The organism is Arthrobacter sp. AL05, assembly GCF_029960715.1.
Classification (GTDB): domain Bacteria; phylum Actinomycetota; class Actinomycetes; order Actinomycetales; family Micrococcaceae; genus Arthrobacter.
The window spans coordinates 72,844-94,899 of sequence record NZ_JASBRC010000012.1 but is presented as its reverse complement, the minus strand read 5'-3'; the positions used below and the strand labels follow the sequence as shown (position 1 = coordinate 94,899).

The 22,056-nt window shown below is 66.8% G+C and carries 12 protein-coding genes and 1 tRNA gene; 10 read left to right on the top strand and 3 right to left on the bottom strand.

Features of this window, described 5'->3' with window-relative positions:
• The first annotated feature begins 70 nt into the window (after positions 1–70).
• Together QK287_RS14545 and QK287_RS14540 are read left to right on the top strand one after the other, a co-directional pair.
• The gene (locus QK287_RS14545; RefSeq protein WP_282360551.1) at positions 71–850 is read left to right on the top strand and encodes a VOC family protein; all 780 of its coding nucleotides are present in this window, start codon (positions 71–73) and stop codon (positions 848–850) included.
• Between the two features lie 424 nt (positions 851–1,274).
• Positions 1,275–5,840 carry an ExeM/NucH family extracellular endonuclease gene (locus QK287_RS14540; protein WP_282360550.1) on the top strand — a complete coding sequence of 1,522 codons (4,566 nt, stop codon included), beginning with the start codon at positions 1,275–1,277 and terminating at the stop codon, positions 5,838–5,840.
• A 147-nt stretch (positions 5,841–5,987) separates the two neighbouring features.
• On the opposite strand, the gene QK287_RS14535 is transcribed toward QK287_RS14540, so the two are convergent.
• A complete protein-coding gene (locus tag QK287_RS14535; RefSeq protein ID WP_282360549.1) occupies positions 5,988–7,967 on the bottom strand; it encodes an FAD/NAD(P)-binding protein in 1,980 nt (659 codons plus the stop codon).
• 132 nt (positions 7,968–8,099) lie between these two features.
• On the opposite strand from QK287_RS14535, the gene QK287_RS14530 reads away from it, so the two are divergent.
• From QK287_RS14530 to QK287_RS14515, 4 genes are all read left to right on the top strand, one after another.
• The gene (locus QK287_RS14530; RefSeq protein ID WP_282360548.1) at positions 8,100–10,340 is read left to right on the top strand and encodes a prolyl oligopeptidase family serine peptidase; all 2,241 of its coding nucleotides are present in this window, start codon (positions 8,100–8,102) and stop codon (positions 10,338–10,340) included.
• A gap of 85 nt (positions 10,341–10,425) precedes the next feature.
• Positions 10,426–10,513: transfer RNA gene (locus tag QK287_RS14525), tRNA-Ser, on the top strand.
• A gap of 149 nt (positions 10,514–10,662) precedes the next feature.
• Complete coding sequence (locus tag QK287_RS14520) at positions 10,663–12,375, top strand: NAD(P)/FAD-dependent oxidoreductase (RefSeq protein WP_282360547.1); 1,713 nt, start codon at positions 10,663–10,665, stop codon at positions 12,373–12,375.
• Positions 12,372–13,877, top strand: a complete 1,506-nt coding sequence (locus QK287_RS14515; RefSeq protein WP_282360545.1) for an MFS transporter — start codon at positions 12,372–12,374, stop codon at positions 13,875–13,877. The genes QK287_RS14520 and QK287_RS14515 overlap by 4 nt, the downstream gene beginning before the upstream one ends.
• Here QK287_RS14515 and QK287_RS14510 read toward each other — a convergent pair.
• Complete coding sequence (locus QK287_RS14510; protein WP_282360544.1) at positions 13,822–16,011, bottom strand: RecQ family ATP-dependent DNA helicase; 2,190 nt, start codon at positions 16,009–16,011, stop codon at positions 13,822–13,824. The genes QK287_RS14515 and QK287_RS14510 overlap by 56 nt on opposite strands.
• Positions 16,012–16,160: 149 nt before the next feature.
• Here QK287_RS14510 and QK287_RS14505 point away from each other — a divergent pair, with 149 nt between their 5' ends.
• The 4 genes from QK287_RS14505 to QK287_RS14490 all read left to right on the top strand — a co-directional run bounded on the left by QK287_RS14505 (position 16,161) and on the right by QK287_RS14490 (position 19,880).
• Entirely contained in the window at positions 16,161–17,579 is a 1,419-nt protein-coding gene (locus tag QK287_RS14505) for a phosphomannomutase/phosphoglucomutase (protein ID WP_226773717.1), read from the top strand.
• Between the two features lie 4 nt (positions 17,580–17,583).
• Positions 17,584–18,078, top strand: coding sequence for a hypothetical protein (locus QK287_RS14500; protein ID WP_226773716.1), 495 nt, complete (start codon positions 17,584–17,586; stop codon positions 18,076–18,078).
• 20 nt (positions 18,079–18,098) lie between these two features.
• On the top strand, positions 18,099–18,548 hold the full coding sequence (locus QK287_RS14495) for an Rrf2 family transcriptional regulator (RefSeq protein ID WP_226773715.1): 450 nt from the start codon (positions 18,099–18,101) through the stop codon (positions 18,546–18,548).
• A gap of 171 nt (positions 18,549–18,719) precedes the next feature.
• Positions 18,720–19,880, top strand: coding sequence for a globin domain-containing protein (locus QK287_RS14490; RefSeq protein ID WP_226773670.1), 1,161 nt, complete (start codon positions 18,720–18,722; stop codon positions 19,878–19,880).
• Positions 19,881–19,979: 99 nt separating this feature from the next.
• Here the strand turns inward: QK287_RS14490 and QK287_RS14485 are convergent, their stop codons facing one another.
• On the bottom strand, positions 19,980–21,812 hold the full coding sequence (locus QK287_RS14485; protein WP_282360543.1) for a phosphoenolpyruvate carboxykinase (GTP): 1,833 nt from the start codon (positions 21,810–21,812) through the stop codon (positions 19,980–19,982).
• Between the last annotated feature and the right edge of the window lie 244 nt (positions 21,813–22,056).

The following is a 22,056-nucleotide window of genomic DNA, read 5'->3' as shown; positions in this document are numbered from 1 at the left end:
TGCTTCGCCGTCCCAAGATAAGGCGCCCCGCCAGTACCTTTCACCGCCGCAGAAAGTACAGGAGTCCACAATGCCAACACCCGAGCACTCCAACGGAGCACCGTGCTGGATCGACCTGATGACCTCCGACACCGGAAAGGCCCAGGCGTTTTACGGTGACCTTTTCGGTTGGACGTTCGAAACTGGCGACCAGGAGAAATACGGCGGTTACATCACCGCGCTGAAGAACGGCAAGTCGGTCGCCGGAATCATGCAAAAGCAACCGGACCGGGCCGGTTTCCCTGACGCCTGGTCCACGTACCTGCGCACGGACGATGCCCGCGCGGCTGTCAAGAGCGCGGCGGAGCACGGCGGAGCCGTCTACCTGGAAGCCATGGATGTGCCAGAACAAGGCACTATGGCCATGGTGGGCGACGCCACCGGCGCGGCCATCGGCATCTGGCAGACCGGGGAGATGACGGGCTATGAGCTCGCCGCCGAAGACGGTACCCCTGCGTGGCACGAACTCCACACCAAGGACTACGCCACGGCGGTCAAGTTTTACCAGGACGTTTTTGGCTGGAACACCGACGTTATGAGCGACACCCCGGAATTCCGCTACACCACGCTGGGGGCCGGAGACACCGCCAAGGCAGGAATCATGGACGCCTCGGGATACCTCCCCGCCGAGGTCCCCTCCCATTGGCAGGTGTACTTCGCGGTTGCGGACACGGACGCCGCCACCGAAAAAGCCGTCGCCATGGGCGCCCAGCTGATCGAGGGGCCCGACGATACGCCGTTCGGGCGCCTTGCCACGCTCGCTGACCCCACCGGCGCCAGATTCAAGATCACGGCCCCGACGGCGCAGTAGAGCGCGGACATCGGTCCGCAGGGCAGCTGGGCGTCAGGGCAAAGCTCAAGGAATCTTGAGCAAGAACTTCAGGAAATCCTGCCGCAAAAATGCCCCGGGAATAACCGGCCAGCCGCTCCACTTCGGCCACCGGCCGGTATTCTTTTGGCATGCGCGGCCCCAGCCGGCCGGCATGGTTCACCCGACACAGCTCGGGGCAACCCACTCCGTCGCCGGGGCGCATCGTTGCTGGCCCGGTGCCGACTGTGACGCGTTCCGCTGGGGGACGTTTCGCCGAATGCACATGCAAGACATGTCGTGTTCACCCACCTCTGTTTTGATGTGCCGGGAACTGCTTGACCAGGAGCACCTACCGGCGGTCTGCGGCGTTACGCGGACACCTCCACCCAGCCCTTACCCGGGCACCTCATGAGAGTTAGAGCGGATGAAACACTTACCTTGGAAAACCGCGCTCTGCACGGCGCTGTCGGCAGGGCTCATCGCAGCCCCGCTGGCCGCTGTGCCGGCGTTTGCCGTGGAAGTCTCCCCGGCAGCGGCTGGCAGCTCGCCAGTGATCATCAACGAGGCGTACCTCAGCGGCGGCAGCTCCGGCAGCGCCTACAAGAACAAGTTCGTTGAGCTGTACAACACCTCCGATGCGGCAGTCTCGCTGGACGGCTGGTCCGTCCAGTACCGCCCGGGAACCGGCACCGCGGCACCCAGTGCAACCGCCTCGCTCACCGGAAGCATCCCGGCCAAGGGCTACTTCCTGGTCAAGGGCGGGACGAACTCCAGCGCGTCTACGGCCCCTGAACTGCCGGCCGCCGACGTGTCAGCCGCTGGTTTCAACCCGAGCGGCACAACCGGCACCATCGTCCTGGCCAAACAGGCAACCGCTCTGGACCCCCTTGCCACCGGCTCAGTCGTTGAACCTGCCAATGTCGCCGATCTGCTCGGCTACGGGACCTCCAACACCTTCGAAACCCAGGCGGCGACGGCGCCGTCGGGCAACACCGACGTCAAGAGCCTGAACCGCGGCAACGGCGCGGACAGCAACAACAACGCTGCTGACTTCACCCTGAACGCGACCATCACTCCCAAGGCTGCCAACGGTGTGGCCGCTCCCGTGGATCCGCCTGTCGATCCCGGCCCCGTCACGCCCCCGGCCGTCAAGACGATTGCCGAGATCCAGGGCAACGGTACTGCGAGCCCGCTCGTCGGAAGCTCCGTCACCACCCGCGGCAAAGTCACCGCAGCCTTCCCGACCGGAGGGTTCGCCGGCTACTACATCCAGACCCCAGGCACCGGCGGCGACCTGACCCCGGCCAGCCACTCGGCGTCGGACGCCATCTTCGTCTTCTCGTCCGCCACGGCCGGCGCCGTCCAGATCGGCGACTACGTCGAGGTGACGGGCGCCGTCAGCGAATTCTTCGGCATGACCCAAATGACCGTTGCCGCAGAAGCTGACCTCAAGAAGCTCACGGAAGCGGCCCCGGAGGTCAAAGCCACCGGCTTTTCGCTCCCGGCCGAGGAAACCTTCCGCGAGTCGCTGGAAGGAATGCTGCTGGCCCCGCAGGGACCGGTCACTGTCACCGACAACTTCTCGCTGAACCAGTACGGTGAAATCGGCCTGGCCGGCGGGTCTGCTCCGCTGGAGCAGCCCACCGCGGTCGCCCCCTACGGATCGGCAGAGTACACCGCTACCGTCGCCGCCAACACCGCCAACGGCATCCGGCTCGACGACGGCGCCACCACCAACTTCCTCAAGGACGCCACCACCAAGGCCCTGGAGCTGCCGTACCTGACCGCTACCGAGCACGTCCGTGTCGGCACCCCGGTGAGCTTCAAAACCAACGTGGTGCTCAGCTTCGCCAACAACGCCTGGAAGTTCCAGCCGCTGACGCAGCTGACCCCCGCCACCGCGGACGCGGTCCAGCCGGTAAGTTTTGGCGGCAGCACCCGCGCGGACGCTCCGGCGGCCGTCGGCGGCAACCTCAAGATTGCCTCGTTCAACGTGCTCAACTACTTCCCCACCACTGGCGATCAGCTCACCGGGTGCACCTACTACACCGACCGTGCCGGGAACCCGATCACCGTCCGCGGCGGCTGCGATGCCCGCGGCGCGGCGAACGCCGAAAACCTCCAGCGCCAGCAGGACAAGATCGTCGCCGCCATCTCCAAGTCCGGCGCCGACGTTGTATCGCTTATGGAGGTCGAGAACTCCGCACAGTTCGGCAAGAACCGTGACGATGCCCTCGCCAAGCTGGTTGACGCACTGAACATCGCCACGCCGGGGATCTGGGACTACGTCCGGACTCCCGCCAACGCACCCCCGCTGGCCGATGAGGACATGATCCGCACCGCCTTTATCTTCAAGAAGGCCACAGCCGAGCCGGTGGGCGAGTCCATCATCCTCAACGACACCGTTGCCTTCGCAAGTGCCCGCAAGCCGCTGGCACAGGTCTTCAAGCCGGTGGGCGCGTCCGATGACAAGAAGTTCATCGCGATCGCAAACCACTTCAAATCCAAGGGCTCAGCCGCCACCCCGGACGACACGGACAAGGGCCAGGGCAACTCAAACCTCGCCCGCACCGCGCAGGCCCGGTCGCTGCTGGCGTTCTCCGACGAACTGCAGAAGTCCAAGGGGACGGACAAAGTCTTCCTGATCGGTGACTTCAACTCCTACGCCAAGGAAGACCCGATCAACGTCCTCACGGCCGCGGGCTACATCAACCAGGACGAGAAGGCCAAAAACGCCGACGGTTCCGCCAAGCACTCCTACCTCTTCGGTGGCCTGGTGGGCTCGCTGGACCACATCCTCGCCTCACCGGGAGCCAACGCCGTTGTCACCGGCGCCGACATCTGGAACATCAACTCCGTGGAGTCTGTGGCCCTGGAATACAGCCGCTACAACAACAACGTGACTGACTACTACGCTGCGGACCAGTTCCGGGCGAGCGACCACGATCCGGTGGTGGTGGGCCTGAACCTGCCCGTCACCCCTGCCAGCGTTGAGCTGAACCTGCTTAACATCAACGACTTCCACGGCCGTATCGATTCCAACACCCTGTTCTTTGCCGGAACCATCGAGAAGCTGCGGGCCGCGGCTGCCCCCGGCGCCACGGCGTTCCTCTCCGCGGGGGACAACATCGGCGCCTCGCTGTTCGCCTCGGCCGTTGCCAAGGACCAGCCGACGATCGATGTGTTGAACGCCCTTGAACTGCGGACCTCCGCCGTCGGCAACCACGAGTTTGACGGCGGCTGGGCCGATCTGCGCGACCGCGTCATTGCGGGCGGGGCCAACGCCAAGTTCCCGTATCTCGGTGCCAACGTTTACAAAAAGGGCACCACCGAGCCGGTTCTGCCGGAGTACACGGTGCTCAACCTGAACGGCGTCAAGGTCGCTGTGATCGGAACCGTTACGCAGGAAGTGCCCTCCTTGGTTACCCCTGCGGGCATCGCCGATCTTGACTTCGGCGACCCGGTCGATGCGATCAACCGCGTCGCCGCGAAGATCAAGGCGGACAAACTTGCCGACGTGATCGTGGTGGAAAACCACGACGGCGCCGGTTCCGGGGCGCCCGAAGGCGCCACCCTGGCGCAGGAGGTCGCCGCCGGCGGACCGTTCGCCAGGATGGTCACCGAGGTCACGCCGGACGTTGCCGCGATCTTCAACGGCCACACCCACAAGCAGTACTCCTGGGATGCCCCGGTCCCCGGCGCTGAGGGCAAAACCCGCCCGATCGTCCAGACCGGCAACTACGGCGAGTACATCGGCCAGATCCAGCTGACCATCGACACGAAGACCATGTCGGTGACCGGCTACAAGGCCGGCAACGTCAAGCGCACCACCTCCGCTGACCAGCCGGCAGCCGATCTCGTGGCCGCGTACCCGCGGGTCGCCACCGTCAAGACGATCGTTGACAAGGCACTCGCCGACGCTGCAGTGGTTGGCAACCAGCCGGTCGGCTCGGTGACCGCGGACATCACCACGGCGTTCACGCCTGCCACCACCACGACTCCGGCCTCACGCGATGACCGCGGCAGTGAGTCCACCCTGGGCAACCTGGTCGCGGATGCGCTGGTTGACTCGCTCAAGCCGGCTGACCTCGGTGCTGCCGAGATCGGCGTCGTCAACCCCGGCGGGCTGCGCAACGAGCTCTACTACGCCCCGGACGGGACCGTCACCTACGCCGAGGCCAACGCGGTCCTGCCGTTCGTGAACAACCTCTGGACCACCTCGCTGACCGGTGAGCAGTTCAAGACGCTCCTGGAGCAGCAGTGGCAGACCAACCCGGACGGCACGGTACCCAGCCGCGCCTACCAGCAGCTCGGATTGTCCAAGAACGTCAACTACACCTACAACGCCGCCCGCGCCGCCGGTGACCGGATCACCTCGATCCGGGTCAACGGCGTACTGATCGACCCCGCGAAGTCCTACCGGATCGGAACGTTCAACTTCCTGGCAACAGGAGGAGACAACTTCCGCATCTTCAAGTCCGGCACCAACACCAAGGACTCCGGACTCGTGGACCGCGACGCGTGGATCAAGTACCTGCAGGTGCACAGCCCGGTCGCACCGGACTTCGCACGCCGCTCCGTTGCCGTGGTGAACACCACCGCCGCGCAGGTCAAGGGCGGGGAGGCCATCACCCTGGCCGTCTCCAAGCTGGATCTCACCTCGCTGGGCAGCCCGGTGAACACCTCGCTGCGCGCCGAGTTCACCGATGCCAGAGGCACCCTCACCGCGCTGGGCACAACACCGGTTTCCGCCGGAACCGCCACAGTTGATCTGAAGGTACCCGCCGGCGCTGCAACGGGCACCGGTACCCTGACGCTCACCGCCGTCGAATCCGGCACAGTGGTGAAGGCAAGCGTTGTGGTCGCAGCCAACGTACCGGTTCCGCCGGCCTGCACCGCACCGGTTCCGCCGACGAAGTGGTATGACTTCAAGGGCTGGATCAAGTACTCGATCGCGTGGATCAAGTACCGGAACTGCCTCCGCGGCTAGCCTCCCGGCTCCGAGCCCCTGAGCATGCCCTCCCCCGGGCTGCAGCGCTGGACATATAGCCAATATGTCCAGCGCTCAGCACGGACGGAGGGCATGCTCATTTTTTGGCCCACCGGACGGAGGGCATGCTCATTCGGACTGCGCGGGTCAGGACCCCAGGATGGCCCGGGCGATCTCGTCGGCGTCCCGCAGCGTGCGCTGGCCGCTGCGGTAAACGGGCCCGGTTTTCTGCTGCGCTTCGGCCGCGATCGCGGTTCCCCACTGCACGGCGGACAGTTGCAGTCCCAGCACGTACAGGCCGTCGGTCACCGAGCCGTTGGCACCCAGCGGCCGGTACGGATGCGGCACCACGTCCAGCCCTGAGGTCGGCACCGGCGTTCCTTCAACGGTCATCATAAGCCGCGGCCGGACCAACCCTTCGGCCATCAGTTGTTCCAGCAGGGCTGAGACGTTCACCGCGACCTTGTTGGCCGGCGCCAGTGCCTCGATCATGGCGGCGGCTGTCACCACGTCCCCGCCGCCGTCGCCGGTGCCCGGTCCCACCCAGGGCGAGACGGCCGTGAAGGACCCCGCCCGGCGGTCCACCCCGAACTTGGGGTCCGGTCCGACGAACCGGACGACGCCGGCCCGGGCCAGGGCCGCGAGCTGTTCGGCCCGCTGCGCGGGAGGTCCGCTCGCCAGCCCTTCCACAAACGATTCGAACCAGCCGCGGAGTCCCGCGACCCAGGACTCATCGGTGATACCGCCGTCCGCGACGGCGGTCTTCAGTACCGCGCGGCCGTGGTGCAGGGCCCCGATGGTCATCTTCACCGGATCATCCTCCGCCAGGGCGGACCGCCGGGCGTCGTCGAGCAGGTAGTCGACGACGGCATTATCGAGTTCGGCCCTGGCGGCGAACGACCTCCCGGCCAGCGGTGCCGCCAGCCCCAGGAGATCCAGCCGGTGGGCCGGGCGGACGTGCACCTCCAGCACGGAGTCCACCTGGTCCTCCCATTTGGCGGCAGAGTGCGCGTGCGGGCGCAGAGCTTCCGCAAGGACCGCCAGGAAGTCGTCAGGGTCCGTCAGGATGGCACCCGGCTGCGAGCGCGCCAGCGTGGAGTAGTAAGCCCAGAGCGCGTCGCGGTGCAGGAGCGGCCAGAAGTCGTGGTCAAAGGCAGGCCGGATTCCCGCTGCCGCGAATTTCGCCAGGGCGCCTTCGGTGCAGTACCTCAGCGTGACGGCGCCGGGGTAGTACCCGGCGAGGGTTGCCTTAGCCCGGTACGGGGTGCCGCGCCGGGACCCGGCGATGATCAGCGGTTCGCGGCCGGAGGGCAGGTATGTCATCCTGCCGTCGCCGCCGGGCAGGAACTGTCCGCCACGGCCTTCGGTCAGCTGACCCATAACGTCGAAGAAGTTCAGGCCCATACCGCGTACCAGGACCGGTTTGGCGGCCGGCACACGGGACCAGTCGACGTCGGCCGGGGCAGCCGGCGGCAGGTAGAGCAGCCCGAGCTCCGCGGCCGCGGCCTGGAGTTCGCGCTGTTCCGGGTTAAGCCGCGATTCGAGGTGGCCGAGAGCCAGCACCACGGAATCAACGGTGAGGACCCCGCCGCTGGCCAGCGCGACGTCGAAGCTGACACGGTTTTCGTCGCCGGCGGCGCTGGCGGCGGCGTGCCGGACGGATGTTGCCCTCGTGCGGTGGAAATCTACTGTGGCCCCGGATGGTAACCGGGTCAGCAGCTCTTGCACCGTCGAGCGCAGGTAGCGCCCGTACAGTGCCCGGCTGGGAAAGTCCGCCGGGCCCAGCGCTGACAGCTCGGCGCGCTCTTCGGCGGTGAGGTCCGGGTGGGGCTGCCTGCGTTGCAGTTCGCGCCACCGGTCAAAAGTGTGACCGGCAAGCGGCCGTGCGAGGTCCGTGTCCTCGGGGATGACTGAAGGGTAAAACGACTGGGTGTTCATCAGGTAGAGCCTGGACTGGCCGGTCTGCCAAACGTGACCCGGCCCCGCGGGATAGGGGTCAATGACGTCAATGTGCAGGGTGGAACCCGGTGCGGCGGCACCCCAGTTGGCCAGCAACCGCTCCAGCACGCTGGTGCCGCGGGGACCGGCGCCAATCACTGCCGTCCGGATGCTCTGCGATATGCCCACGGCATCCAGCGTATCCGTAACCGGCTGGCCGGCCGGACCGTCCCGGTACGTCCGGGCCGGACACCGCCGGGCCGGACACCGCGGAAACGGTGTGACTTGCTACCGGAGCTCCGATGTTGCTTGGATGGGAAAATGACCACCGCTGAAGCTGCTCACCCGCCCGAGTCCGCCCTGCCCACCGACCCCGCCGCGGCGGGCACCGCCCCCGAACCGGTCGACGAGAACATTTGGCTTGAGGAAATCTACGGCGAGGAACAGCTCGCCTGGGTCCGGGAGCAGAACGCCCGCACCGAGGAGTTGCTGGAAGACACGGACTACGCCGAGCTGGAAAACAGCATCCTGGAGGTACTCGACTCCACCGACCGGATCGCCATGGTGGGCAGGCACGGCGAGTGGTACTACAACTTCTGGAAGGACCGGGAGAACCCCAAGGGCGTGTGGCGCCGAACCCGCTGGGAAAGCTATCGCGGCGGATCACCGGAGTGGGACGTCCTGCTGGATGTGGACGCACTGGCCGCCGCCGAAGGTGAGGAGTGGGTGTTCCATGGAGCCGCCTTCCTGCGCCCGGCCGAGGGCGAACCGCACCGGCGGGCGCTGCTCGCGCTGTCCCCCGACGGCGGCGACGCCAACCGCTACCGGGAGTTCGACGTCGGGTCCCGCAGCTTCGTGGACCCGGCGGCCGGCGGCTTTGATCTGCCGACGGCAAAGGGCAACGCTTCCTGGCTGGACGCGGACACCCTGTTGGTCGCCTCCACTGCCGAGGGAATGCCAAAGACCACATCCTCCTACGCCCGGACCGGCGTCAAACTGCGCCGCGGCGAATCCCTGGTCACCGCCGAGCGGGTTTTTGACATCCCCGAGGACCACATGATGGCCCTCGTGGCGCACGACTCGACCCCTGGTTTCGAGCGGACTTTTGCCGTGGACTGGATCAGCTTCTTCGAGAAGACCACCTCGGTGCTGCGCGACGGGCAGTGGGTGCAGTTCGATGTCCCGGCGGACGTAAACCTCAGCACCCACCGCGAATGGCTGCTGTTCCGTCCGCAAACAGACTGGACCATCGGCGCAGCCAGGTATCCGGCCGGGTCCCTCCTCGCAGTGGGGTTCGATGCGTTCCTGGCCGGCAGCCGGGAACTGTCCGTGCTGTTCACCCCTGATGAGCACACCTCGCTGCAGTCGTGGAGCTGGACGCGGGACTTCCTGCTGCTGAACCTGCTCCGCGACGTGTCTTCGGAAATCCGGGTCCTCGATCCGCAGCGGCCCGGGGAGGACTCCGCCTGGGCATCCACCGTGCTGGACGCGTGTCCGCCGTTGCATGACGTCAACGCTTACGCCGTCGACGACGAAGATGAGGACGGCGGCTCGGACGCTTCCGGCGCCGGGAACGACTTTTGGCTGGTGGCTACCGGCTTCACGACGCCGAGCACCCTCACCCGCGGAAGCCTCAAGCGCGGACCCGACGGCGCCGGCGTGCTCAGCACGCACGAGGCTCTGCGGTCCTCGCCGTCGTTCTTCAACGAAGGGGCGTACGAGGTCCAGCAGCACTTTGCGGTCTCCCAGGACGGCACCCGGGTGCCCTATTTCCAGGTGGCATCCAAGGATCTGGTGCTGGACGGCCAGAACCCCACGCAGCTCTCAGGCTACGGCGGCTTCGAAATCTCACGGACTCCGGCCTACAGCGGCACGGTCGGCCGTGCCTGGCTGGAACGCCGCACCGAGGAATCGGCCGGGCACGAGGGGGACGCCCCGCACACCCGCGGCGGCGTCTACGTTGTGGCCAACATCCGCGGCGGCGGCGAATACGGTCCCGCCTGGCACCGCGCTGCCCTGCAGGAGAAGCGGCACCGCGCCTACGAGGACTTCGCGGCCGTGGCGGCGGACCTGATCTCCCGCGGTGTGACCTCCCGCGAGCGGCTCGGCTGCGTGGGCGGATCCAACGGCGGACTGCTGGTGGGAAACATGCTCACGCGGTATCCGGAGCTCTTCGGGGCCGCCTCCTGCGGTGTCCCGCTGCTGGATATGCGCCGCTATACAAAACTGTCCGCCGGCTACTCTTGGATTGCTGAATACGGTGATCCGGACGTTCCGGAGCAGTGGGAATTTATCAAGACGTTTTCCCCGTACCACCTCCTCAAGGACGGGGTGGACTACCCTGAGACGTTCATCTGGACGGCCACCTCGGATGACCGGGTAGGCCCGGTGCAGGCACGGAAGATGGCAGCCCGCATGCAGGCGATGGGCATCCCCAACATCTGGTTCCACGAGGCGCTGGAGGGCGGCCATGCGGGCGCCTCGGACAACCGCCAGGCCGCGGCGCTGCAGAGCCGCAGCCAGCACTTCCTCTGGCGGTCACTGGCCGGCCGCGGGGCCTGAGCCGTTGAGCCGCTGCGACAGTTGTGGCCGTTTTGCACTGCGTGGCCCCTTCTGCGTATCCTTGGTTGGCTAGTTAATAGCATTTGGAGACGTGCCAGAGCGGCCGAATGGGCTTCACTGCTAATGAAGTGTGGGGCACAACTCCACCGGGGGTTCAAATCCCCCCGTCTCCGCGTTTGGCCCCGGTCCTTGGACCGGGGCCTTTTGCGTATCCGAACCCGCCAACCCCCGGTTGCAGGGTTACAGGACCGGTGCCCGGCGCGGCACGTCCGGCTGCCGGACACCTGAGGCCCCGTAGTCGCCCGGATGGCAGGATGGGCCCATGTCGAGCACCCCCAGGTCGAACAGCAGCACGGACAACACCGCGCCGGACGCCAGCGCGTTTGACGCGATCATTGTCGGCGGCGGCCACAATGGCCTGGCCGCGGCTGCGTACCTCGCCAAGGCCGGCAAGGCGGTCCTGTTGCTGGAGAAGCTTGAGCAGCCCGGCGGCGCCGCGGTATCCGCCCGGGCGTTCGAGGGCGTCGACGCCAACCTCTCGCGGTACTCGTACCTGGTGAGCCTGCTCCCTCAGCAAGTCATCGACGACCTTGGGCTGCACATCCGGCTGGCCCGGCGGCGGTATTCGTCCTACACCCCCGACCCCCACGACGGGCGCCGCGCGCTGCTGATCGACAACGCAGATGCGGCGGCCAGCGCTGCATCGTTCACCACTGTCGGGGCGCCGGAGAGCGAATTCCGCGCATTTACCGGCTTCTACGACGATTGCCGACGGCTCACCGGTGCCCTTTGGCCCACGATGACGGCGCCACTGCCGACGCGCTCGGAGGCAAGGGAGCTCGCAGTCCGCGCCGGTGCCCTGGAAGCGTGGGATGCCATCGTTGAACGGCCAATCGGGGAAGCCATCACCCGCTCTCTGCAGCACGAACTGGTCCGTGGTGTGGTGCTGACGGACGCCTTGATCGGCACCTTTGCCCGGGCCTTCGACGAGGACCTGCAGCAAAACATCTGTTTCCTGTACCACCTGGTCGGCGGCGGGACGGGTGACTGGGATGTGCCCGTCGGCGGAATGGGCGCCGTCTCCGGAGAGCTCGAACGCGCCGCCCGCGACGCCGGGTCGACCATTGTGACCTCAGCGGAGGTTACCGCCGTCCGCCCGGGAGGTGTGGTTAACTACCGCCAGCACGGGGCGGAGCATACGGCCGCCGGGTCCTGGATCCTCGCCAATGTGGCCCCGGCGGTCCTGGACCGGCTCAGGACCGGCTGGGCGGCACCGAATACCCCCTCGAACCCGAACCACCTCCGGGAGGGCGCACAGGTCAAGGTGAACCTGCTCCTGAAGCGCCTCCCCCGGCTGTTGGATCCGCAGGTCAGCCCGGCAGCGGCGTTCGGCGGAACCTTCCACGTCAACGAGACCTTCCCGCAGCTCGACGCCGCCTACCGCGCCGCCGCCGCGGGAACCATCCCGGATCCGCTGCCGTGCGAGATCTACTGCCATTCGCTTACCGACCCCAGTATCCTTTCCCCGGAATTGCAAGCATCCGGCGCGCAGACTCTCACGGTATTCGGTCTCCACGTCCCGGACCGGCTGGTTTCGGCAGGCAACAATGACCGGCGTCGGGCCGAACTTCAGGCAGCGGTGCTGAAATCCCTGAACTCTGTCCTGGCCGAGCCCATCGAGGACCTGCTGCTGAGCGGCCCGGACGGTCAGCCCTGCATCGAAACCAAAACCACCCTGGACATTGGACGCGCGCTCGGTATGCCGCGGGGCAACATCTTCCACGGCGGCCTCGACTGGCCCTTCGTGGAGGATAACGCCCCGTTGGACACCCCGGCGAGGCGCTGGGGTGTCGCGACGGACGACGCGCGGATCCTGCTCTGCGGCTCCGGCGCCCGGCGCGGCGGAGCCGTCAGCGCCATCGGCGGGCACAACGCGGCGATGGCTGTACTGGAGGCCGAAAAGCTCGAATCCGGCCGGCGTACTCCGCCCGTGTCCGATGAGGCTGAGGGTGGCGCCGAAGCAGTCCCCGAATGAGTGGGGACCCGCCCGCTGACGCCACGACCCCCCGCGGTCCCGGCAGCACGCCGTCGGACGGCTGGAGCCCCCGGCTGGCCTTGCTCGTCGCCGCGACGTTTTTTATGGAGTTCCTGGACGGCACCGTCCTGACCACGGCGATCCCCAGTATCGCGGCGGACTTCTCGGTGCCGTCCGCTGACGTCAACATCACAATGACCGCCTATCTGATGACCGTGGCGATGGGGATTCCGCTCAGTGCCTGGCTGGCCGAACGCGTCGGCGCGCGCCGTGTTTTCTGCCTGGCCATCGCGACGTTCACGGCGGCCTCCCTCCTGTGCGCACTGAGCCAGGACCTGACGATGCTGACCCTGAGCCGGGTGTTGCAGGGCGCGGGCGGCGCGATGATGGTCCCGGTGGGCACCCTCCTGGTGCTCCGCGGCTCAGCAAAGAAGGATCTGCTTCGCGCCACTGCCTACCTGGTGTGGCCGGGACTGCTGGCACCTGTCCTGGCCCCGCTCGTCGGAGGCGCACTCACAACGTTCCTGTCATGGCACTGGATATTTCTGGTCAACCTCCCGCTGGGCCTCGCGGCACTCCTCACGGCGCTGCGGCTGGTTCCGGCCGTCCCGGGCGACCGTAGCCGACGCCTGGACTGGGTGGGACTGGCGCTTACGACCCTGGGCGTGGGGACCGTCGTGGTGGGTCTGGAGCTGGCCGGCGGCCGCGGTGCCGGCGCCCCGGCGGCCCTCAGCATCACCGCTGGGGCACTGTTGCTCGGTGCTGCCGTCTGGTGGCTGCGGCGGGCCCGGTACCCCTTGTTCGATCTGGTCGTCTTTTCCGCCCGTACATTCCGCGCCACGGCGACCGGCGGGTTTATCTACCGCCTGACGATCAGTGCCGTGCCCTTCCTCTTGCCGCTGATGTTCCAAAACGGCTTCGGTTGGGATCCGCTGCACGCCGGGGTGCTCGTCGCTGCGGTATTCGTGGGCAATATCGGGATCAAACCGGCCACGACCCCGCTGATCCGGCACTTCGGTTTTAAAGCGGTGCTGGTGTTCGCATCCCTGGCCTCGGCGGCCACCTTTACGCTGTGCGCCCTCCTCGACGCCGGCACCCCGGAGCCGCTGATCTTCGCACTGCTCGCGGCCAGCGGAGCCTTCCGGTCCATCGGTTTCTCGGCTTACGCCTCGGTGCAGTACGCAGACGTCCTTCCGGCCCAGATGACATCCGCCAACGCCGTGTCCGCGACCCTCGTGCAGCTCGCTGCGGCGGCCGGGATAGCGATTGGGGCACTGCTGATCCGCACCTTCGAAGCCGGCGGCCCCCTGCCGGGCGGGGCTGGTGCGGCAGCCGCCGCCGGCGATCCGGTGGCAGCCTACCGTGCAGCGTTTTTTGCGATTGCTGCGCTGATGCTCCTGAGCGCACTGGACAGCCTGACGCTGCCCCGCCATGCCGGGGCGGAAGTCAGCCGGCCTGGCCAAGCACCAGCGGAAGTACCGCCCCGGCACCCGCGAGCCTAAGGGCCCTGCCTGCGACGGTCAGGCTCCAGCGGCTGTCAACCAGATCGTCAATCAGCATCACACTCTGGCCCTGGATCCCGGCAAGGGCCGCCTCCAGTTCAGGGCCCACCACAAGCCGGTCCCAGACCCCCGCAAGCCGGTAGGCGCTGTTGCCTCCACGGCCGCCGGTCGGTCCGCCGTGCCCCAGTTGCAGCTGGCCCAGATAGGGGAGCCGGCCGATCTCCGAGATGCCGCGGGCCAGCGAGTCGACCAGCGCGGGCTTGCTGCGGGACGGGATACTGATGATCGCGGCGGGCCGGCCGGCACCACTCCAGCCGGGCGCGCGGGAGTCACCGGCACCCCATTCACGCAGCACCTGAACGCATGCCTGAAGCATGCCGGCGTCCACCGTGCGGTCGGGGGCTCCGGCGGCGAACGCTTCGCGCAGGGCGCCGCCCCAGCCCAGGTCCGTAAGCCTGGCCAGCGCCCGGCCGCTTGCGACGCTTTCTTCGGGTTTTATTTTGCCCTTCACCGGCACGCCCAGCCGGTCCATGCCGCTGGGCCATTGCAGCCGGGGTTCCAGCGGTACACCGGCGCGGCTCAGCGTCTGGCCCGCTGCTTCGGTGGCCGCGGCGGCAATGTCTGCGGGGAACCACTGACCGGCGCAGTTATCGCAGCGGCCGCAGGGGCGGGCTGTCTCGTCGTCGAGGACCGACGTGATGTATTCCATCCGGCAACCGGCGGTGTCCTGGTAGATCACCATCGAGTCCTGTTCGTCCACCCGGGCTTCCGCGATCCGGCCGTAACGCTCGGCATCGTAGGTCCACGGCCGTCCGGTGGCCCGCCAGCCGCCGCCCACACGCTCCACCGCACCGTCAACTGCCAGCACCTTCAACAGCAGCTCCAAAGGGGTCCGGCGCAGGTCCACCCGCGCCTCCAGCGCCACCGTTGACACAGCAGCCCCGGCTTCGGCAAGAGCGGTCAGTACGGCGCCGGCTTTCTCCTCCGAGGGCATGGATGCGGTGGCGAAATACTGCCAGATATCGCGGTCCTCGGAACCGGGGAGCAGCAGCACGTCGGCGTTCGCGGCCCCACGGCCCGCACGGCCGACCTGCTGGTAGTAGGCCACCGGCGAGGACGGCGCGCCGAGGTGCACCACAAACCCGAGATCGGGCTTGTCAAAGCCCATGCCAAGGGCAGAGGTGGCCACGAGCGCCTTGACCTGGTTGTCCTTCAGGAGCTGCTCCGCGCGTTCCCGGTCCACAGGGTCTGTCCGTCCGGTGTAGGCGAGCACTTCGTGTCCGGCTTCGGCGAGAAGCCGGGCGGTATCCTCGGCAGCGGAGACCGTCAGCGTGTAGATAATTCCACTGCCGGGCAGGTCTGTCAGGTGCGTGAGCAGCCAGCCAAGCCGGTCCCGGGAGTCCCGCAGGCTCAGCACGCCCAGCCGGAGGGAATCACGGCCGAGGGCGCCGCGGATGGTCAGCACACCGGCGCCCAGCTGCTCCTCGATGTCATGAACCACCCGGGAGTTGGCGGTGGCGGTGGTGGCCAGCACCGGGACGGAGTCCGGCAGCTGGGTGATCAGGTCCGCGATACGCCGGTAGTCGGGACGGAAATCGTGGCCCCAGTCAGAGATGCAGTGGGCCTCATCGATGACCAGGAGCCCGGTGCGGCGGATTAGTTCCGGCAGCTGGTTCTCCCGGAACGAGGGATTGGTGAGCCGCTCCGGCGAGACCAGCAGGACATCGACTTCATCCGCCGCGAGCTGTTCACGGACGCTGTCCCAATCCAGCTGGTTGGCGGAGTTAATGGCCACCGCCCGCACACCGGCGCGGGCCGCGGCGGCCACCTGGTCACGCATCAGGGCCAGCAGCGGGGAGACAATCAGCGTGGGCCCGGCGCCGCGGCGCCGGAGCAGCAGTGAGGCAACAAAATACACCGCCGATTTGCCCCAGCCGGTGCGCTGCACCACAAGGGCCCGCCGGCCGCCGTCGACGAGGGCCTCAATCGCCTCAAACTGGCCGTCATGGAACTCCGCAGCCGGGTGGCCGACCAGCTCGCGCAACACCGCCTGGGCCAGTTCCCGGGTTCCGCCGGGCCCGGCGGCAGCATCGGGAGCGGCGGACAGCAGTGCAGCGTTCTGGTTAGTGGCCATTGCTTCAGTATCCCAGCCGCCGCCGAGAGCCGCGAAGCCGCAGGGGCCGCTATGTGGACAATCACAGCGTCCGCCGGCAGATCCGCCGCGGACCGACTTCGCCGGCACTCCTCCACAGCGGTGAACGGCTGCAACGTAAGATAAGACGCGTGACTACGGAAAAGACGAAGACTTTTGACCTTTCGGCCTCCTTCAAGGCCTACGACGTGCGCGGCATTGTCGGCGAGTCAATCACCGCGGAGATCGTCGAGGCTGTGGGCGCAGCGTTCGTTGACGTCCTGCAGCTGGAAGGCGAAATGGTCCTGGTCGGCGGCGATATGCGCCCCTCCTCCCCCGAATTCAGCAAGGCCTTCGCCAACGGTGCCGCCCGGCGCGGGGCCAACGTCCAGCTGCTCGACCTGATCTCCACCGATGAGCTCTACTACGCCTGCGGCGCGCTCAATGCAGCCGGCGCCACCTTCACCGCCAGCCACAACCCCGCCGCGTACAACGGCATCAAAATGGCCAAGGCCGGCGCCGAGCCGATCTCCTCCGAATCCGGACTCAAGGAAATCCAGGCCCGCGCCGAGGAATACCTCAACGCCGGTTCGATCCCCGCCGCCGCCGCCCGCGGCCTGATCGGCGTCCATGACGTCCTGAAGGACTACGCCGAGTACCTCCGCAGCCTGGTGGAGCTTGCCGGCAACCGCCCGCTGAAAGTCGTCGTCGATGCCGGCAACGGCATGGCCGGCCTCACCACGCCCGCGGTGCTCGGGGACACCCTGCTGCCCGCGCTCCCCCTCGAAATCATTCCGCTGTACTTCGAGCTCGACGGATCGTTCCCGAACCACCCCGCCAACCCGCTGGAGCCCGAGAACCTGCGTGACCTGCAGGCTGCCGTCCTCGAACACGGGGCAGACATCGGGCTGGCCTTCGACGGCGACGCCGACCGTTGCTTTGTCATCGATGAGAACGGCGAACCGGTCTCGCCGTCCGCGATCACCGGCATGGTGGCCCGCCGCGAAATTGCCCGCGCGCAGGGACTCGGCGAGGAGAACCCCACTGTCATCCATAACCTGCTGACCTCCCGCGCCGTCCCCGAGCTGGTGGCGCGCCACGGCGGCCGGGCAGTGCGCACCCGCGTCGGCCACTCGTTCATCAAGGCCGAGATGGCAGCAGAAGGGGCCGTCTTCGGCGGCGAACACTCCGCGCACTTCTACTTCCGCGACTTCTGGAACGCGGACACCGGCATGCTCGCCGCGATGCATGTCCTCGCGGCCCTCGGGGAGCAGGCCGGCCCGCTGTCCGAGCTCGGCCGCGAGTACGAGCCATACCGGTCCTCCGGCGAGATTAACTCGGAAATCGAAGACAAGGCCGGCGCCGTGGAACGGGTCCGCCACGACTTCCATTCCGAGGACGTCGAGATCGACTACCTCGACGGCAGCACCTTCATTGCCACCGACGGCAGCTACTGGTTCAATCTCCGCCCTTCCAACACCGAGCCTTTCCTCCGCTTGAACGTCGAGGCGACGGACAAGGCCACAATGGAGCGGGTCCGCGACCGCGTCCTGGCACTGGTCCGGGGCTAGGCGCGTGTCGGAACTGCCCTCGGAGACATCTGCCCCCTCCGCTCCTAATTCCTGGCGCGGCACCGTCCCGGAAGCCAGCGCCACCGATCTGGAGAACCTGCTCGGCACCGGGGTCGGTGCCGCCCAGGAGCAGCTTGAGCGCAACGGCGGCTTCCTGCCATTCGCCCTGGTGGTGGAGAACGACGGCGAGGTCCGGCTCGTCGCCGTCACCCCCGCCGACGCAGACGAGGGTACCGACGCCGATTTTGACGCGGACTCGATGATCAGCGACCTCACGGAACTGCTGAGGCAGCACCGGGACGAGTTCCGTGCCGCGGCAATCGTTTGTGACATCACCCTGCTGGAAGAAGCTTCGGACGCCATCCACGTGGCCGCTGAGCATCGTGACGGCTCCCTGTTTGCCGCGGTCCTGCCCTACGCCGCCAACCCTGCGACCCGTGAGCTGGAATTCGGCGAGCTCTCCGCCGACACCAACGAGCCCGTCGTTTGGGTGGACTAGACCGCCGGTAAACTGGTGTTATGAAGATTAACGCCTTCGCGGATGTGAGCCTGCGGGCCATGATGGTGCTCGCCGCGGCTCCCGACGGCGGACTCCTCACCACCCAGAGCGTCGCCGACGCCGTCGCCACGCCGTACAACCATGTCAGTAAGGCGATGGCGAAGCTGCGCGAACTGGGCATGATCGACGTCGAACGCGGCCGGCACGGCGGTGCCCGGCTCAGCAGCGCCGGCCGGACCGCCACCGTCGGGGCGCTCCTGCGCCAGCTGGACACACGCCTTGACCCTGCCGACTGCGTCTCTACCGGCGGAGTGTGCCCGCTGATTAACGAATGCCGCCTCCGCGGCGCCCTCGCACGGGCCCGCGAGGCCTTCTACCTCGAACTTGACGATCTGGTGGTCGCATCGCTGCCCACCTCCCGGCAGATGGCGCCGGTGTTCCAGGTGATTGGCCTGCGCCCGGGCCTCTGAACCCCCGCTTCGCCCGCCCCACCCCAGCACCCAGTCGCCGCGCCCGGGAATCCACCCGATTTGAAGTTGTTTTCTACACGCTGTAAAACTGAAGTATAAATACTTGCATTTCAAATACATGTATTTTCATCGGTCCGGTTACAGACCCGGGCCACTATCTCAGGAGTCCCAATGCTCTCGGACAAATCCTTCCCCGTGATCGAGGCCACCCTTCCCCTGGTCGGTTCCCGGATCGGTGAAATCACGCCCAAGTTCTACGCCCGACTCTTCGCAGCACACCCGGAACTGCTGGACGGACTCTTCAGCCGCTCCAACCAGCGCAACGGCAACCAGCAGCAGGCGCTGGCCGGGAGCATCGCCGCGTTCGCCACCCACCTGGTGAACAACCCCGGCACCCTGCCCGAGACGGTGCTCGCCCGCATCGCCCACCGCCACGCTTCCCTCGGCATCACCGAACCCCAGTACCAGGTGGTCTACGAGCACCTCTTTGCCGCCATCGCCGAGGACCTTGCCGAGGTGATCACCCCGGAGATCGCCGATGCATGGACCGAGGTCTACTGGCTCATGGCGGATGCGCTGATCAAGCTCGAAAAGGGCCTCTATGCCGCACAGGCCAACGGCACGATGTGGAGCCCGTGGCGGGTCGCCGCCAAGGCCGCTGCCGGGACCGGCTCCACGACCTTCACCCTGGAACCGGCCGACGACACCCCTGTCACTGAGGCCCTCGCCGGGCAGTACGTGAGCGTCAAGGTCCAACTGCCGGACGGGCTGCGCCAGGTCCGCCAGTACTCGCTGTCCGGCAGCGCCGGCACCAGCCGCACCTTCACCACCAAAAAGGACGACGGCGGCGAAGTCTCCCCCGTCCTGCACAACAACGTCCGGGTGGGCGACATACTCGAGATCTCCAACCCCTATGGTGAAATCACCCTCAAGGAAGGCGAAGGCCCCGTTGTGCTGGCCTCCGCAGGCATCGGCTGCACACCGACTGCCTCGATCCTGCGCTCCCTCGCGGACGCCGGCTCGGACCGCCAGGTCCTGGTCCTGCACGCGGAAAGCGACCTGGAGTCCTGGGCTTTGCGCAGCCAGATGACCGACGACGTCGAACGCCTCGACGGTGCCGACCTCCAGCTCTGGCTCGAGAGCCCGGCAGCCGGTGCCAAGAACGGCTTTATGTCGCTGCGCGAAGTGGACCTTCCGGCCAACGCCTCGCTGTACCTGTGCGGCCCGCTGCCCTTTATGAAGAGCATCCGCAACGAGGCCATCAACGCTGGTATCCCGGCGACCAAGATCCACTACGAGGTATTTGGTCCGGACATCTGGCTCGCAAGCTAGATCCCACCGCCCTGGCTTCGTAGACCCCGGCGAGGGAACGACGGCGGCCCCGCACCTTTTCGCAAGGTGCGGGGCCGCCGTCGTCAGATCAGCCCGCTGCTAGTGGGCGGCCATGCGTTCCTTCAGGCCTTCGAGTTCGGAGCGCAGGGCCTCAGGCAGGGAGTCACCGAACCTCGCGTACCACTCTTCGATCGAGGCGAGTTCGGTGTCCCACTCCTCGCGGTCCACGCGGACGGCGTCTTCGACATGAGCGTGCGTGAGGTCCAGTCCGGTCAGATCCAGGGAGTGCCCGGCCGGGACGAAGCCGATGGGGGTTTCCACGGCCTCCGCCTTGCCTTCGATCCGCTCGATGGCCCATTTGAGGACCCGAGCGTTGTCGCCGAAGCCGGGCCAGGCGAAGCCGCCCTCGGCGGTGCGCCGGAACCAGTTGACCAGGAAGATGTGCGGCAGGCGTTCGGGATCAGCCTTCCCGGAGACGCTGATCCAGTGCTTGAGGTAGTCCCCCGCGTCGTAGCCGATGAACGGGAGCATGGCCATCGGGTCGCGCCGCAGCACACCGACCTTGCCGGCCGCCGCGGCGGTCGTTTCCGAGGACAGGGTGGAGCCCATAAAAATGCCATTGGTCCAGCTCCGGGCCTGGGTAACCAGGGGCACAGTGGTCTTGCGCCGGCCGCCAAAGAGGATCGCGGAAAGCTCCACACCATCGGGGCTGTAGTACTCCTCGGCCAGCATGTCGACCTGTGATATCGGGGTGCAGAAGCGGGAGTTCGGGTGGGCTGCAGGCTGGTCCGAACCAGGAGTCCAGGAGTTGCCCTGCCAGTCGGTCAGGTGCGCGGGAACCTCGTCCGTCATCCCCTCCCACCAGACGCCGCCGTCGTCCGTCAGGGCCACGTTGGTGAAGATGCTGTGGCCCTTGGCGATGGCGCGCATGGCGTTGGGGTTGGTTCCCCAGCCGGTGCCGGGGGCGACGCCGAACAGCCCGGCCTCCGGGTTGGTGGCCCGCAATTCACCTTCCTTGCCGATCCGCATCCAGGTGATGTCGTCACCAAGGGTTTCGACGCCCCAACCCTCGATGGTCGGATCCAGCAGGGCGAGGTTGGTTTTGCCGCAGGCCGACGGGAACGCGGCAGAGATGTAGTAGTTCTTTTTCTCCGGCGAGGTCAGCTTGAGGATGAGCATGTGCTCAGCAAGCCACCCCTCATCGCGGGCCATCACGGAGGCGATGCGCAGGGCGTAGCACTTTTTGCCCAGCAGGGCGTTGCCGCCGTAGCCGGAGCCGACGGACCAGATCGAGCGCTCCTCCGGGAAGTGCACGATCCACTTGTCCGGATTGCAGGGCCAGGCAACGTCTTCCTGGCCGGCGGCCAGCGGTGCGCCCAGGGAGTGCAGTGCCGGGACGAAGAAGGCATTGGTCGCGGTGATCTTCTCCAGCACCTCGGTGCCGATCGTGGCCATGATGCGCATGGAGGCGACGACGTACGCGCTGTCCGTAATCTCCACACCAAACTTGGGATCCTCGGCGTCAAGGTGGCCCATAACAAACGGGATGACGTACATGGTGCGGCCGTGCATGGAGCCGCTGAACAGGCCGCGCAGCTTCTCCTTCATCTCCACCGGAGCCATCCAGTTGTTGGTAAAGCCTGCATCACGTTCGTTTTCCGAGCAGATGAAGGTCTGCTCCTCGACCCGGGCCACATCGGCGGGATCGGAGAATGCCGCGAAAGATTTGGGGAACAGCTTTTCGTTCAGGCGGGTCAGTGTGCCCGCGGCAACGAGTTCATCCGTGAGCCGGGTATTCTCTTCTTCGGAGCCGTCTACCCAGTGGATCCGGTCCGGCTGGGTCAGTTCAGCTACCTCTTCAACCCATGCCAGCAGCCCGGCATGTGTGGTGGGTGCCTTTTCAAGCAACGGCAGTCGCGCCAAATCTCCCATTACGGTTCCCTTCCTCGGGTTCAGTCGTGTGTCCTAAATGTAGGGCTAGATCACCCCCCGAAAATGGGGCAGTATGTGGGGTGAATGGGGGAAGGGATTTCAAAAAGCCCGGAAATTCAAGGAATCAACACTGCGGACCGATGCTATTTTGTGACTAAGGTCACGTAGACCGGTCTAGTCAGCTATATTACACCTGTTTCGATTTGTCACCGCGGCCCCCTCTCGCGTAAAGTAATTCGAGGTT

Bases quoted from the DNA above. Each gene is read 5' to 3' on its own strand.
- QK287_RS14545 (WP_282360551.1), top strand. From the start codon at position 71: ATGCCAACACCCGAGCACTCCAACGGAGCACCGTGCTGGATCGACCTG.
- QK287_RS14540 (WP_282360550.1), top strand. From the start codon at position 1,275: ATGAAACACTTACCTTGGAAAACCGCGCTCTGCACGGCGCTGTCGGCA.
- QK287_RS14530 (WP_282360548.1), top strand. From the start codon at position 8,100: ATGACCACCGCTGAAGCTGCTCACCCGCCCGAGTCCGCCCTGCCCACC.
- QK287_RS14520 (WP_282360547.1), top strand. From the start codon at position 10,663: ATGTCGAGCACCCCCAGGTCGAACAGCAGCACGGACAACACCGCGCCG.
- QK287_RS14515 (WP_282360545.1), top strand. From the start codon at position 12,372: ATGAGTGGGGACCCGCCCGCTGACGCCACGACCCCCCGCGGTCCCGGC.
- QK287_RS14510 (WP_282360544.1), bottom strand. From the start codon at position 16,011: ATGGCCACTAACCAGAACGCTGCACTGCTGTCCGCCGCTCCCGATGCT.
- QK287_RS14495 (WP_226773715.1), top strand. From the start codon at position 18,099: ATGAAGATTAACGCCTTCGCGGATGTGAGCCTGCGGGCCATGATGGTG.
- QK287_RS14490 (WP_226773670.1), top strand. From the start codon at position 18,720: ATGCTCTCGGACAAATCCTTCCCCGTGATCGAGGCCACCCTTCCCCTG.
- QK287_RS14485 (WP_282360543.1), bottom strand. From the start codon at position 21,812: ATGGGAGATTTGGCGCGACTGCCGTTGCTTGAAAAGGCACCCACCACA.